The sequence below is a fragment of the Shewanella sp. AC34-MNA-CIBAN-0136 genome (genome assembly GCF_040309945.1).
Taxonomy (GTDB): Bacteria; Pseudomonadota; Gammaproteobacteria; order Enterobacterales; family Shewanellaceae; genus Shewanella.
In genome coordinates this window covers 1-14,678 of sequence record NZ_JBEOPJ010000025.1, presented here as the reverse complement: position 1 = coordinate 14,678, position 14,678 = coordinate 1, and the positions used below count along the sequence as shown (strand labels likewise).

Annotated in this window: 7 protein-coding genes and 1 pseudogene; 2 read left to right on the top strand and 6 right to left on the bottom strand. The window is 42.1% G+C overall.

Translation table 11 applies throughout. The features are described from left to right. Positions 1 to 125: 125 nt before the first annotated feature. Positions 126 to 1,460 carry an N-succinylarginine dihydrolase gene (astB, locus tag AAEY94_RS19005; protein WP_101088034.1) on the bottom strand — a complete coding sequence of 445 codons (1,335 nt, stop codon included), beginning with the start codon at positions 1,458 to 1,460 and terminating at the stop codon, positions 126 to 128. 391 nt (positions 1,461 to 1,851) lie between these two features. On the opposite strand from astB, the gene topA reads away from it, so the two are divergent. Next, positions 1,852 to 4,491, top strand: coding sequence for a type I DNA topoisomerase (gene topA, locus AAEY94_RS19000; RefSeq protein WP_162022779.1), 2,640 nt, complete (start codon positions 1,852 to 1,854; stop codon positions 4,489 to 4,491). Between the two features lie 264 nt (positions 4,492 to 4,755). Here the strand turns inward: topA and pta are convergent, their stop codons facing one another. Beyond that, a complete protein-coding gene (pta, locus tag AAEY94_RS18995; protein WP_101088038.1) occupies positions 4,756 to 6,906 on the bottom strand; it encodes a phosphate acetyltransferase in 2,151 nt (716 codons plus the stop codon). Between the two features lie 62 nt (positions 6,907 to 6,968). Continuing rightward, positions 6,969 to 8,171 carry an acetate kinase gene (gene ackA, locus AAEY94_RS18990; protein WP_101088040.1) on the bottom strand — a complete coding sequence of 401 codons (1,203 nt, stop codon included), beginning with the start codon at positions 8,169 to 8,171 and terminating at the stop codon, positions 6,969 to 6,971. A 229-nt stretch (positions 8,172 to 8,400) separates the two neighbouring features. On the opposite strand from ackA, the gene yfbV reads away from it, so the two are divergent. Beyond that, on the top strand, positions 8,401 to 8,838 hold the full coding sequence (yfbV, locus tag AAEY94_RS18985; RefSeq protein WP_162024315.1) for a terminus macrodomain insulation protein YfbV: 438 nt from the start codon (positions 8,401 to 8,403) through the stop codon (positions 8,836 to 8,838). Positions 8,839 to 8,891: 53 nt separating this feature from the next. Here the strand turns inward: yfbV and pflA are convergent, their stop codons facing one another. From pflA to AAEY94_RS18970, 3 genes and pseudogenes are all read right to left on the bottom strand, one after another. Beyond that, positions 8,892 to 9,629, bottom strand: coding sequence for a pyruvate formate lyase 1-activating protein (pflA, locus tag AAEY94_RS18980; protein ID WP_162022781.1), 738 nt, complete (start codon positions 9,627 to 9,629; stop codon positions 8,892 to 8,894). 78 nt (positions 9,630 to 9,707) lie between these two features. Continuing rightward, the gene (gene pflB / locus AAEY94_RS18975) at positions 9,708 to 11,990 is read right to left on the bottom strand and encodes a formate C-acetyltransferase (protein ID WP_162022782.1); all 2,283 of its coding nucleotides are present in this window, start codon (positions 11,988 to 11,990) and stop codon (positions 9,708 to 9,710) included. A gap of 406 nt (positions 11,991 to 12,396) precedes the next feature. Beyond that, positions 12,397 to 13,928 (bottom strand): annotated as a pseudogene (locus AAEY94_RS18970) (DUF3360 family protein). Positions 13,929 to 14,678 lie beyond the last annotated feature (750 nt).

The window sequence follows — 14,678 nt, the reverse complement described above, 5'->3', positions numbered from 1 at the left end:
TACCATTTAACTTACTGGTGCTAGCAATAGTGTAAAAATGTCACTAATCATAAAATTAGTGACATTTACAAACATAATAAATTTATAATTTACCAAAAGCTTAATTAATAGCCTATTGGTTAACGTTATCTTTGGAACTGATACACGCTGCCTAACTTTAATATTTGTGTGAGTTCATCTAACGCGGTGCGTGATTCAATAATTAATTGTGGATCTGCTAGATCGCTTACAGTGAGTTGGTCACGATAATGTCTATCTACCCAGGTATTTAAGCGCGTAAATAAACCGTCATTCATTAATGTGTTTTGATTAACTGCAGCGACTTCTTGTTCGTTCATCGCGACTCGTAAACGTAAACAGGCTGGACCACCACCGTTTTGCATACTTTGCTTAACATCATAATAGCGCACTTGTTTGATCGGCGTGCCTAAGGTAACAAGTTCATTTAAGTAAGCAAATACCGCAGGGTTTTCCTGACAATTTGTTGGCGCAATAATGGCCATTTCACCTGAAGGTAGGGTGATGATTTGGGTATTAAATAAGTAACTACGAACGGCATTATCAATGGATACTTGCTCTGTGGTGACTTTGACAAAATGCATATCAGAGTTCATTTTACGGCGAATTTCATCGAACTTTGCTTCGGTATTTAAAAACGCTTGTTCGTGGTAGAACAACACATTTTTGTTACCCACTGAAATAACGTCATTGTGGAATACACCTTGATCAATCACATCTGGATTTTGCTGCATAAACACGCAGCTTTCATCTTCAAGTTGGTGCAACCGCGCTACTGCTTGAGATGCTTCCAAAGTTTGGCGAGCTGGATATTTTGTTGGTTTAGGGGCGTTAGGGTTAGTTGCTGTTTGACCATAGACAAATAATTCAACGCCAGCATGACCATATTCAGAACATAGTCGAGTATGATTAGCTGCTCCTTCATCACCAAAGCTTGCGTGTTCTGGCAAATGTTGATGATGCTTAAAATAGCGGTCGTTATTAAATGTCGCCTGCAAAATATTGCCGGTAGTGACAGGTTCAATACTGCGGTGTAATTTATCAACTAAATTAGCTGGGGTGAAGTGAACTTTACCGTCACAGGTGTCTGCACTGGGTGACACTGTAGCCGCGTTAGCTGTCCACATACTTGATGCACTGCAACAAGCATTAAGTAGCGCAGGAGCCTGCTGAGCAGCTTTTTGTAAAACTTCAGCGTCAGACCCAGAAAAACCAATTCGACGCAATGTGTATAGGTCTGGGCGCTCCTGTGGGGCTAATACCCCTTGCACCATCCCCAAATCTGCTAATGACTTGGCTTTTTGCAAACCTTGTTTCGCTGCCGCTTTAGGATTTGATGTCTGGGCCGCATTACTAAATGAGGCCACATTACCAAATGATAATCCGGCATAGTTATGGGTTGGTCCAACCAAGCCATCAAAGTTCGCTTCAAAATGCTTCATTCGTGATCCTTGAGAATTTTAGTGAATAATTATTATTGTAGTTACACTCATTTGTGTTACTTATAAAAAAGGAACGTGATTGTTCATGTCAGTTAACGCTAATTTAACCCCAGTATACTGAAGCTATAAGGGTTAACAAGGTGTGGTTAATTTGTACAAATGTGTATAAATGACTAAAAATGCACTGAAGGTGCTCGCAAGTATCATTAAGTGAAAAATTACGTTTAAAAAACGCATATTATTTTTTACATTTTTTATTTTTGATTCAATTCTGATTAAAAAATGACTTACTAGCCATGTAAAAGAGGGTTTAACTTGAAACTATTGTCTCAACCCTCTATATATGGAATCAATTTTCTTTTTTTCGAGACTTTTTGGCGCAAATAAAACTATGGGTAAATCGCTAGTTATTGTCGAATCGCCGGCCAAAGCCAAGACAATTAATAAATATCTTGGTAAAGACTTCATTGTGAAGTCGAGTGTAGGTCATATTCGTGACTTACCAACTTCGTCTACTTCTGACGGTACAACTGTGACTAAAACCGCAGCAGAAGTTAAGAAATTATCTCCTGAAGAAAAAGCTAAATACAAGCTGATCAGAGACAAACAAGCGCTTGTGGCGCGAATGGGTGTTAACCCAGATAAAGACTGGGCGGCTAAGTATCAAATTCTGCCTGGTAAAGAAAAAGTTGTTAAAGAATTAAAAGCGTTAGCAGAAACTGCTGACCAAATATATCTCGCAACGGATTTGGACCGTGAAGGGGAAGCCATTGCCTGGCATTTACAGGAAATTATTGGTGGTGATCCTTCACGGTATCAGCGAGTTGTGTTCAACGAAATTACTAAAACAGCGATTCAAGATGCGTTTAGTAAACCGTCGGTACTTGATACCAATATGGTTAATGCCCAGCAAGCTCGTCGCTTTTTAGACCGTGTTGTTGGCTTTATGGTATCACCATTATTATGGAAAAAAGTCGCTCGTGGTTTATCTGCTGGGCGTGTTCAGTCGGTAGCAGTGCGCTTAGTTGTAGAGCGTGAAAGTGAAATTAAAGCGTTTGTTCCAGAAGAGTTTTGGGATATCCATGCTGAGTTAAATACACCTACCGCCGCTAGCTTGAAAATGCAGGTGATGAAGTATCAATCTGCTGCATTTGAACCGATTAATGAAGCGCAAGCTAAAGTTGCTGTCGATGCATTACGTGATGCAGCATATGTTGTTACTGCACGTGAAGATAAAGCAACCTCAAGCAAACCTTCGGCACCTTATATTACGTCGACATTGCAGCAAGCTGCCAGTACTCGTCTTAGTTTTGGTGTTAAGAAAACCATGATGATGGCGCAGCGTTTGTACGAAGCTGGCCACATTACGTATATGCGTACCGATTCAACCAATTTGAGTAAAGAAGCGGTTGAAAACTTACGTGAAATGATTGGTGCCGAGTTCGGTGACAAGTATTTACCGGCAGAACCTATTCGTTATGGTAGCAAAGAGGGCGCTCAAGAGGCGCATGAAGCTATTAGACCGTCGAACGTGGCTGTGCAGTCCGCTTCGTTAACCGATATGGAAAGAGACGCTCAGCGCTTGTATGAGCTTATCTGGCGTCAATTTGTGTCATGTCAAATGACACCTGCTCAATATGATGCAACACGTTTAACGGTAACCGCGGGTGATTACGAATTAAAAGCCAGTGGCCGTACCTTACGTTTTGATGGTTGGACTCGTGTTCAGCCACAAGTGAGTAAGAAAAACGAAGAAGATAAGACGCTACCAGTCGTTGCAAAAGGTGACAAGTTAGTGCTTGAAACCTTATCTCCTAAGCAACACTTTACCAAGCCTGCGCCGCGTTACAGTGAAGCGTCTTTGGTTAAAGAGCTTGAGAAGCGTGGTATTGGTCGTCCTTCAACGTATGCGACGATTATTTCAACCATTCAGGATCGTGGTTACGTTAAAGTTGATAACCGCCGTTTCTTTGCTGAAAAAATGGGTGAGATTGTCAGCGAACGCTTAGTCGGCAGTTTTAAAGAATTAATGAGCTACGACTTTACCGCCAGCATGGAGCAAACATTAGATGATGTTGCTCAAGGTAAGCTGGACTGGAAAAAAGTATTAGACGGTTTTTATGGCGACTTTACCAAGCAGTTATTGTTGGCCGAGTTAGATCCTGATGAAGGTGGTATGCGCCCTAACGAGATGGTATTAACAGACGACATTAAGTGTCCAACCTGTGGCCGTCCAATGGGTATTCGTACTGGTTCAACAGGGGTGTTCTTAGGCTGTTCTGGGTACGCGTTGCCACCAAAAGAGCGTTGTAAAACGACGCTTAACTTAACCCCAGGTGAAGAAGCGGTTAGCGACAATGAAGATGGCGAAACGGAAGCGTTACGTGCTAAACATCGTTGTGGTAAGTGTGGTACCGCGATGGACAGTTATCTCATTGACGAAACACGTAAATTACATGTTTGTGGTAATAACCCGTCATGTGATGGTTACGAAGTTGAAGCCGGACAATTTAAGATTAAAGGCTATGAAGGTCCAATTATTGAGTGCGATCGTTGCGGCAATAATATGGAACTTAAAAACGGTCGATTTGGTAAGTATTTTGGTTGCACCAATAGCGAGTGTAAAAACACCCGTAAGTTGCTGAGAAGCGGTGAAGCGGCGCCACCAAAAGAAGATCCTATCTTTCTACCTGAATTAAAATGTACTAAATCGGATGCTCACTTTGTGCTTCGTGATGGTGCTGCTGGCATATTTTTAGCCGCCAGTACTTTCCCTAAATCGCGTGAAACACGTGCGCCGTTAGTGGAAGAGTTAGTGCAGTATCGTGATTTGTTATGGCCTAAATATGCGTATCTTGCCGATGCGCCAGTCGAAGATGATGAAGGCAATAAAGCCTCGGTTAAATTTAGTCGTAAAACCAAAGAGCAGTATGTTGCTACTGAAGTTGACGGCAAAGCTACCGGTTGGTCTTCTAAGTTTATCGGCGGTAAATGGGTTAGTGAATCAACTAAGAAAAAAGCTAAGAAATAATTTTTAGTATTGATTGATACATAACGCTCTTTATAAACGCTACCCAATTGGGTAGCGTTTTTGTTTGTGCCATAAATGACTTAATTATTTTTTGTATCATGAACCGCATAGGGACATGCTTTTGCAAACAGGCAAACAGGCAAACAGGCAAAAAAACAAAAAATCTAAGACATCAGACACTAAAAAAGCACCGATAAATATCAGTGCTTTTTTAGTGGTCATTTATTGTAAATTCACAACGATATTACACTGAAGTGCCTGACGTTATTTTTTCTCACTATTCTGTGCAGCTTGAATCGCCGTTAACGCAATGGTGTAGACAATATCATCGACTAATGCGCCGCGTGATAAATCGTTAACCGGTTTACGCATACCTTGAAGCATTGGCCCGATGCTGATTAAATCAGCACTACGCTGTACCGCCTTGTATGTGGTGTTACCCGTGTTTAAATCTGGGAACACAAATACGGTTGCTTTACCTGCGACAGGGCTGTCAGGTGCTTTAGAGAGCGCTACGTTAGGCATGACTGCTGCATCGTATTGCAATGGACCATCGATAATCAAGTCCGGACGTTTTTCTTTAGCGATTCGTGTGGCTTCGCGTACTTTATCCACATCTGAACCGGTGCCAGAAGTCCCAGTTGAGTAACTGATCATCGCAACGCGAGGCTCAATACCAAAGGCTTTAGCTGATTCAGCTGACTGAATCGCAATATCGGCTAGCTGTTCAGGACTTGGATCTGGGTTAATCGCGCAATCACCATACACTAATACTTGATCTGGCATCAGCATGAAGAAAATCGATGACACTAAGCTAGAACCCGGTGCCGTTTTGATCAACTGCAATGGTGGGCGAATAGTGTGTGCCGTAGTATGAATAGCACCAGACACAATTCCATCAACTTCATCTTGTGCCAGCATCATGGTACCAAGCACCATGTTATCTTCCAGTTGTTCACGGGCAACAACTTCTGTTAATCCTTTGCTGCGACGTAATTCGAGCATAGGCTCAACGTATTTTTCACGCACAGTTTCTGGCTCAATGATTTCGATGCCTTCACCTAAAATAACATCTTGTTGCGATGCAACGCGTAAGATCTCTTCGCGGTTACCGATTAACACGCAACGAGCAATACCCCGTTCTGCACAGATTGATGCAGCCTTAACGGTTCTAGGCTCTTCACCTTCAGGAAGCACGATAGTTTTACGGGCTGCACGGGCTAGTTCAGTTAACTTGTAACGGAATGCCGGAGGAGATAGACGGTGTTCACGTGGAGAATCCTGGGTAACACTTTCAATCCAGGTTTGGTCGATATGGCTGGCCACGTATTCTTGCACTTTTTCAACGCGCACCGCATCATCCACAGGCACTTCATGATCAAAACGTTGAATATTGAGTGAGGTCTGCCATGTATTGGAATCAATTAAAAATACTGGCAAGCCTGTTTCAAAAGCTTGTTCACATAACTTCATGATTTCTGGTTCTGGCGGGTAGCCCCCAGTAAGCAACAACGCGCCAATTTTAACGCCGTTCATGGCTGCTAAACATGCAGACACGATCACGTCGGAGCGATCGCCAGAAGTCACTAACAATGAATTTGTTTTGATGTGAGTAACCATGTTAGGCAGGCTACGGGCACAAAATGTTACACGGCGCATACGACGAGTATGCATTTCACCGGCATTAATGATTTTGGCATTTAAGTGCTTAGCTAAATCAGATGCGCGCGGGGCAATTAGCTCTAAATTGTATGGCACACTGCCTAATATACGCAGCGGACTTTTACCCGGAAGTTGGAACATTCCCGAGCTATCAACCGCGTTCATATTTTTATCATCAAATACTTCAGATAAATCAGGACGAGTGCGACCTTCGTTGTCAACGGGAGCACCAATTTTATTGATGATAGCGCCAATTAAACGTTTGTTTTTCTGTCCACCCCAAGAGTTAAAGGCGATTTCTAATCGATTCATTAATCCATTAGGCGTATCGTTTCCAGGGGTTGCGATGAAAATAACATCGGCGTCTAATGCTTTGGCAATTTCATAGTTAATGTCATCAGCAAATGGATGGCTACGTGTTGGTACTAAGCCTTCAACCACTAGGATTTCAGTATTACTGGCGCATTCTGCTGCGCGGGCAATAATCTGTTCTAGTAGGACATCAGTTTGCTCTGAACGGATTAACGCTTCAGCATGGACCATTGAATAAGGTTCCAACGGATTAACAGTTGGAGACGTGCTTAAAATAGTGGTTGAACGTTCTGGACCAGTATCACCTGATCGAATTTGCGCAATAGGTTTAAAAAATTGCACTTTAACGCCTTTGCGTTCAAGTGCACGAACCATACCTAAGCTTAGTGATGTTAATCCCACTCCAATACCGATTGGAATAAGCATAATATTACGAGACATGACGACCTCTTGTGTGCGTATTGTTCATGTTAATTAACCGAATATAAGACCGAATAAGCTGCTTATTTAGCTGTGATCAGCTTAATAGCATCTTCGGCAATAACCCACTCTTCATTTGTTGGTATGACCATAGCAATAGGGCTACCTACTTGAGTAATGATGCCTTGCTGGCCAAAACGAGCCGCTTTATTCAAATTATCATCGACTTTGAAGTTAAATATTGCCAATAAATTAAGGACTTTCTCGCGAATAAGGTCTGAGTTTTCGCCAATACCGCCAGTAAATATAATGGCGTCTAAACGCCCTAATGGCACAGTGTAAGAGGCGATATATTTGGCTAAACGATAGCAGAAGATATCTAAGGCTAGTGTGGCACCTTTGTGACCGTCTTGATAACCTTCTTCAATCCCACGACAATCGTTGGTGAGTTCTGAAATACCCAATAAACCACTTTGCTTATTCAGTAGGTTATTGACTTCATCAAGGGTATAGCCAAGTTGTTTAACTAAATGGAAAATAATTGATGGGTCTAAATCGCCGCAACGTGTACCCATAACTAAACCTTCAAGCGGAGTTAAGCCCATTGACGTGTCGACACTTTTGCCACCTTTAATGGCCGTTACCGATGCACCATTACCTAAATGTGCACAAATAATATTGGTGTCTTTAGTCTCTTTGCCTAATACTTTGGCTGCTTCACGACAAATATAGATGTTGCTAGTACCATGCATGCCATAACGGCGAATACTATGTTCACGATACAATTTGTAGGGTAGGGCATAAATATATGCCTTTTCGGGCATGGTTTGATGAAATGCGGTGTCAAATACTGCAACTTGTGGCAAATCTGGGAATGAAGCGAGCGCGGCACGAATACCAATTAAATGCGCAGGATTATGTAGAGGCGCTAATGACGCACAATCTTCAATACCCTGAATGACATCCGGTGTAACAATAACCGAGCGAGTAAACTTTTCACCACCATGGACGATACGATGACCAACGGCTTTAATTTGTGCCGCAAGTTCTGGATGGTCTGCCAAAATGTTATTAACGATGAATTCTACCGCTTCGCGATGCGCAGTAAAGGCACCTAATTTGGCTTCATTCTTGCTGCCATCAGATTTCCACTTAATGCGTGAATCTTCTAAACCAAAACATTCAGCTAATCCAGAAACTTTATCATCGCCTGATTGAGCATCAATGATGGCAAATTTTAATGATGAGCTACCGCAGTTGAGCACGAGTACTAATTTGTCTGACATGTTAACGCCTTTTAAGTCAATGAAACTAAATAAAATAGTAAAATTCCATTTTGATTAAGGTTTATGATTATTCATTCATAAACGCCACACTTCGGTGTTCTTACCGTGATTTACGACTGAAATTTAAATCAGTATAGGCGTAAATTCTCCAGTGCATTTTGGGCATGACACTGTATTATGTTATCGTTATACTCATGTCCCAAGCTGTAAAGGTAGCCGTATATTGAACATGAATTTGGTTAAATTACTTGGCGATGGTCAACGTTATATGAAGACCTGGCCAATGGTTAGGCAACTTGGGTTTTATTTCCCTGAGTACCGTGTCGTCAAAGCGACTCAATTAGCGATTATTGCAATGCCTGTGTTGGCATTAGTCGTTGCGGCTAGCCAGCTGTATATATTTGGCTGGGATTATTTACCGCAAGCATTAACGATGTTGCTCTTTTTTATCAGCTTGCCACTACAAGGCTTATTATGGTTAGGTTGGCGAGCGAGCCATCCGTTACCGTTATCATTATTTGATTGGGGCAACCAACTCAGCTCAGCATTGACTGAGATGGGTATTTATTGCCAACCTTTAGGCGCAAAAGCCTGCTATTCTGATATGGCCACCATTTTGAAACTGGCTTTTGAACGTTTAGATCAAAGTTACTGGGACGAATTATAATTCATCTTATGCATAAGCCGATGCTAATTTACATCTGTTTATTGTTATTGTGACTAAAATGTAGCGTTAATACCTCGGTCAACAAACACCTGCTGAATTCTCTGCATGATTTCTGTACTTGGCGGTGAAATATGCGCCAAAGTATACGTTTCGCCAAAAGCTTGCCATTTATGTTCCCCTAACGGGTGATAAGGCAATAATTCAACTTTTTCAACATTGCTCATCGGTTTAATGAACTCAGCTAATGCGATGGCTGATTCGACATCTTCAGTAAATCCAGCGACAACCACATAACGGATCCAGGTTTTAATATTTCGTTTGGTAAGATATTGCGCAAACTGTAGTGTTCGATGGTTACTGACTTTAGTCAGTTCGATGTGTTTGGCATCGTCCATTTGTTTGATATCAAGTAACACTAAGTCGGTATTGTCGAGCAACTCATCTATTACGGGTTCGTATTTACGCACAAAGCCGTTGGTGTCTAAGCAAGTGTGTATACCCTGACTTTTGCAGGCTTTAAACAGTTCGCTGACAAATTGAGCTTGTAAAATTGCTTCACCACCACTGGCTGTAATGCCACCACCGCTGGCGTCTAAAAAGGGTTGATATGAAATGACTTGGCTCATTATTTCATCAACAGAAACTTCCTTACCGCCATCTAGATCCCATGTATCACGATTATGACAATATTGGCAGCGCATAAGGCAACCTTGCATAAAAGCGATGTAGCGAATTCCTGGACCGTCAACGGTTCCGAATGATTCCACTGAATGTATGCGACCTAACGTCATTGTTGTTCCTTAAAATGGGTATAAAAAAGGCTGTATCGATAAGATGTTACACATCGATACAGCCAATTTTAGCAGAGACTACATACTTTTAGTAAATGTACGAGTAATCACGTCTTGCTGCTGCTCAGGGGTGAGCGCATTAAAGCGAACGGCATAACCCGATACACGAATAGTTAATTGTGGATATTTATCCGGATTAACAATCGCATCTTCTAACATTTCACGGTTCATCACGTTAACGTTTAAGTGTTGACCACCTTCACGGTTAGGCTTGCTTAGGAAGTAGCCATCCATCAATGACGCTAAGTTAGTACGACGACCCGTATCATCTTTACCTAATGCATTTGGCACGATAGAGAAAGTATAAGAAACACCATCTTGTGCGTGGGCAAAAGGCAGTTTAGCCACTGATGTTAATGAAGCAATTGCACCATTTTCATCACGACCATGCATCGGGTTGGCACCAGGCGCAAACGGAGCGCCTGAACGACGACCGTCAGGAGTGTTACCGGTTTTCTTACCATAAACCACGTTTGAAGTGATGGTTAAGATTGATTGTGTTGGAATGGCATTACGATACATTTTTTTAGTGCGAATTTTCGCCATAAAACGTTCAACTAAATCGCAAGCAATGTCATCGACACGAGCATCATTGTTACCAAATTTTGGATAGTCACCTTGAATGTCAAAATCAACCGCAATACCATTTTCATCGCGAATAGGCTTAACTTGAGCAAACTTAATCGCTGACAATGAATCGGCAGCAATTGACAAACCTGCAATACCACACGCCATTGTACGGCGCACATCGCGGTCATGTAATGCCATTAACGCAGACTCGTAAGAGTATTTGTCATGCATAAAGTGAATCGCGTTAAGCGCAGACACATACTGCGTTGCAAGCCAGTCCATTAAGCCATCAAGACGTGACATAACATCATCAAACTCAAGTACATCAGCAGTGATTGGGTCCGCTTTTGGTGCAATTTGGGTTTTAAGCTTTTCGTCAACACCACCGTTAATGGCGTATAACATGGTTTTGGCTAAGTTAGCGCGAGCACCGAAGAACTGCATATGCTTACCCAAAATCATTGGGCTAACACAACAAGCAATGGCGTAATCGTCTGACTCAAAGTCTGGGCGCATTAAGTCATCGTTTTCGTATTGAATTGAGCTAGTGTCAATTGATACTTTGGCACAGTAACTTTTAAAACCTTGTGGCAATCTTGTAGACCATAACACGGTAATGTTTGGCTCTGGGCTTGGGCCCATGTTGTACAAGGTATGCAAGAAACGGAAGCTTGATTTAGTCACCAATGTGCGACCATCAAGACCCATACCAGCGATAGATTCAGTTGCCCAGATTGGATCTCCTGAGAATAGTTCATCGTATTCAGGTGTACGCAGGAAACGGACCATACGTAGTTTCATCACGAAATGGTCAACCATTTCTTGTGCTTGCTGCTCAGTAAGAACACCATTTTTAATGTCACGTTCAATATAAGCATCAATGAACGTTGAGGTACGACCCAGTGACATTGCCGCGCCATTTTGGCTTTTTACTGCAGCAAGGTAACCAAAATAAGTCCATTGAATGGCTTCTTTAGCATTTTTGGCGGGTACAGAAATATCACAACCGTATTTAGCTGCCATCACTTTCATTTGGCCTAAAGCACGATGTTGCTCAGAAATCTCTTCACGTAATTGGATCACACTTGATAAGTCATCACCAGCTTCAAATTGCGCTTGCAGTGAGCTGAATTGGGCAAACTTATCTTTCATTAGGTAATCGATACCGTACAAAGCAATACGGCGGTAGTCACCAATAATACGACCACGACCATAGGCATCAGGTAAACCTGTTAATATACCTGATTTACGGCAAGCCATAATTTCTGGGGTATAAACATCAAACACGCCTTGGTTATGGGTTTTGCGTAACTCAGAGTAAACGTAATTCACATCGCTGTTAAGTTCACGGCCATAAGCTTTACATGAACCTTCAACCATACGAATACCACCGTTGGGCAGCATGGCACGCTTTAATGGCGCTTCAGTTTGTAAACCAACGATAGTTTCAAGGTCTTTATTGATATAGCCAGCATCATGAGAGGTAATGGTTGAAACCATTTCAGTGTCGAAATCGACTGGAGCATGAGTTTGGTTCTCTTGCTTGATGCCTTCCATTACTTTGTCCCACAAAGTTAATGTTGCATCTGTTGCACCTGCTAAGAATGATTCATCACCCTCATATGGTGTGTAATTTTGTTGGATAAAGTCACGTACGTTAACTTCAGTTTTCCAATCGCCAGCTACGAAACCTTCCCACGCGTTGGCAAATAGTTCGGTTTTATCTGTCATTTACTTAACCCTCTGGTTGATTTTCTACGGATGTCATCACAATTAACACAAAGTGTTGGTATCCGTTGAGTGTTTACATTCTGTCGTCTAGGTAGATTCGCTAGACTGAGCCGTTTACATCTTCTGCGACATTGATGGCAGAAATGTTCCGCCTGGCTTGTGTAATGACGCTAATCGATATTGTTTCTGCTAATAAACCAATTGGTAAGACCAATTATCCATGGGTTAATAATAGCACAGCATATTGACGATATCGGCAGCTTTCGCTAACGGATTATCAAAAGTGTTAACTGGCTAACATATCTGTTTATAACTTGGAGTAGCCCGCGGCAATTTTTGGCAAATAAAAAGCGAAACCATTGCCGATCTCGCTTTTATATTGATGGTATTACCGAACATGACTAGATTATAGCAACGCTGGAATCCCTTCGATCATGCCTACTGCTAACATCGCCGCCAAACAAATCACAAAGGCTAGGCTTGGGATAACGATACGGTCTGCAAATGACAAGGTTTTAGGACGCTCTTTATCACCAATTAAGCCATTATTATCAAGTAACATGGTTAACGCCCAAGCTAATACTGGGTTGGCAACAAATGCAGCGAAAATACAGATACCTGCGGCTTGGCTACTCGTCGTGTCTTTAACCATCTGTAAACCTGCCTCTAATAACGGTAGGAATACGCCAACTAAAAGCGCAATCGACATAACAGGGCGCCACACCGTGATATCCATAGGATAACCAATGATAGCCACAATAATACACAAGCTACCGAGTAGGATAGCGCCAGCTGGAATAGGGCGTTTGGCAATAGCCGCTGGGATCATGTAAGTTCCCCACGATGAGGTAATATTACCGCCACCGACTGCAGTACCAACGATCTGTCTTACTGAGCAAGTTGTCATCGTGTCATCAACATCCATCAGTACTTTTTCAGCGCCTTTTGGATAATTTAATTCTTGGAAAATACGATGACCAAGAAAGTCTGGTGACCACATGGCAACAGCCAGAATTGCGAATGGTAATGATGCAATAAAATGAGCTGCATTTGGTAAGCCTAACTGCCAACCATGTTCAGTTGAACCCCACCAAAAAACCGGATTGAGATTTGGGATGCCTGGAGCGGTAGTAAATTGTAAATCTAAGCCTGCGCCTAGGCCAAATGCCAGAGCAACTGCTGCAATAGAACACAATGGAATCGCTAACCAGCGTTTACCGTATTTGGCTAATGCTGCATAAATAATGACATTGATTAACAAGATGGTAAATGCAACATAACCGAGTGAATAGTCAAGACTGTGCTTGGCTTGCAGTCCTCCTGCCCAGTCAAATAACGAACCTATCTGACTTTTAGCTCCCATAAATCCTAAGAACACCAATAAACCGCCGGCCACACCGCTACTGGTGAGGTTAACCAGTTTCGATCCCCCTTTGAAATAACTTAAAATCAAGCCAAATATACCAATGAGGATTGCTAACGCTAATGGATGAGCACCAGCGAGCGCGATGGTACCAATTAACGGGATCATTGGTCCATGGTTGCCGCCAAGGTTTGCTCTTGGATTAATAAAACCAGAGCTAATAATACAGAAGAGTAAAGCTGGGATGAGCATTTCTACACGGACAATCTGGATAGCAAATTCTGCCCCAAGATTGACGTGATCCCATTTTCACTTAAACCTGCAGCCCAAGCTGCCATTACTGCAGAATACATCACAGTAATACCAATAGTTCCTGCGATGGCTGGGACTAAGTCTTCCCATTCAAAACGAAAATCACGTCCAGGAAGGTTGAGTCCCCAACGTTTGGGCTTCATTATCTTGAGTTCATTTTCTAGATAGGCATCGCGAGTGTCAAACTCGCTAGCAGGACGGTGAAGCTCGCTGTAGCTTGCTTCTTGAGCGTGTGTATCTGAATTGCTGACTGTGTCTGACATAATTTCTCATTCTCCGAAAAGAACAGGTTAATCCATCAAATGATGAAGTTTGAGTGTGTTCCGTTGAAGTGATGGCTATGTCCGTAAGAGCAGCTTGCCGGTGAGCCGCAATGGCTCTTATCACTTTGCTCAGCTGCGATGCCTTTATTAGGGAAGCATTACAGTGATGTCCTTATTACGATCTTTTTTGGTAAGACCAATTTACCTTGTGGATTTTAGCATAGCGTTGAGATTGCATCACTTGGTATCAAGAAAGTTGATGTTTTGTTTACTAGAAGTGAGAGCTGGATAACAAGTTAACAGCAAAATTAGATCAGTAAATTTGCCTAATAACTCACCTCGTAAGCAATACTCATTTCAGAATATCGTGTCACATCAATATAATTGATACTGGGTATAATTATTATTCAATTATATTTAAGACTTGTCGACGGGATTATTAAGAATTATAGAGAAATGACCTCTGCAGTAGCTACCATGGTGGTTACAAAATAAATTGGTCGAGTGCTGGCTGAAGTTTTAGTCATTATGGCAGTCGTTAATGTATGAATGCTTATTATGGGTGAAGGAAAGTAAGATTGGCTTTGGTGGTTGATAATGTCAGGGTAATCTCCCCATTTTTAGCTGAAATCAAAAGTAGAGACTTAGGCCACTAGTGCCAGTTTTTGCTTTGGTGGGACACCACCAATTGCTGTATTGGGTCTTTCATTGTTATAAAACCATAGCCATTGTGTCGCATGTTCCTGTACC

Coding starts and splice junctions, on each gene's coding strand:
- astB (WP_101088034.1), bottom strand. CDS start 1,460: ATGAAGCATTTTGAAGCGAACTTTGATGGCTTGGTTGGACCAACCCAT.
- pflB (WP_162022782.1), bottom strand. CDS start 11,990: ATGACAGATAAAACCGAACTATTTGCCAACGCGTGGGAAGGTTTCGTA.
- yfbV (WP_162024315.1), top strand. CDS start 8,401: ATGAATTTGGTTAAATTACTTGGCGATGGTCAACGTTATATGAAGACC.
- pflA (WP_162022781.1), bottom strand. CDS start 9,629: ATGACGTTAGGTCGCATACATTCAGTGGAATCATTCGGAACCGTTGAC.
- pta (WP_101088038.1), bottom strand. CDS start 6,906: ATGTCTCGTAATATTATGCTTATTCCAATCGGTATTGGAGTGGGATTA.
- topA (WP_162022779.1), top strand. CDS start 1,852: ATGGGTAAATCGCTAGTTATTGTCGAATCGCCGGCCAAAGCCAAGACA.
- ackA (WP_101088040.1), bottom strand. CDS start 8,171: ATGTCAGACAAATTAGTACTCGTGCTCAACTGCGGTAGCTCATCATTA.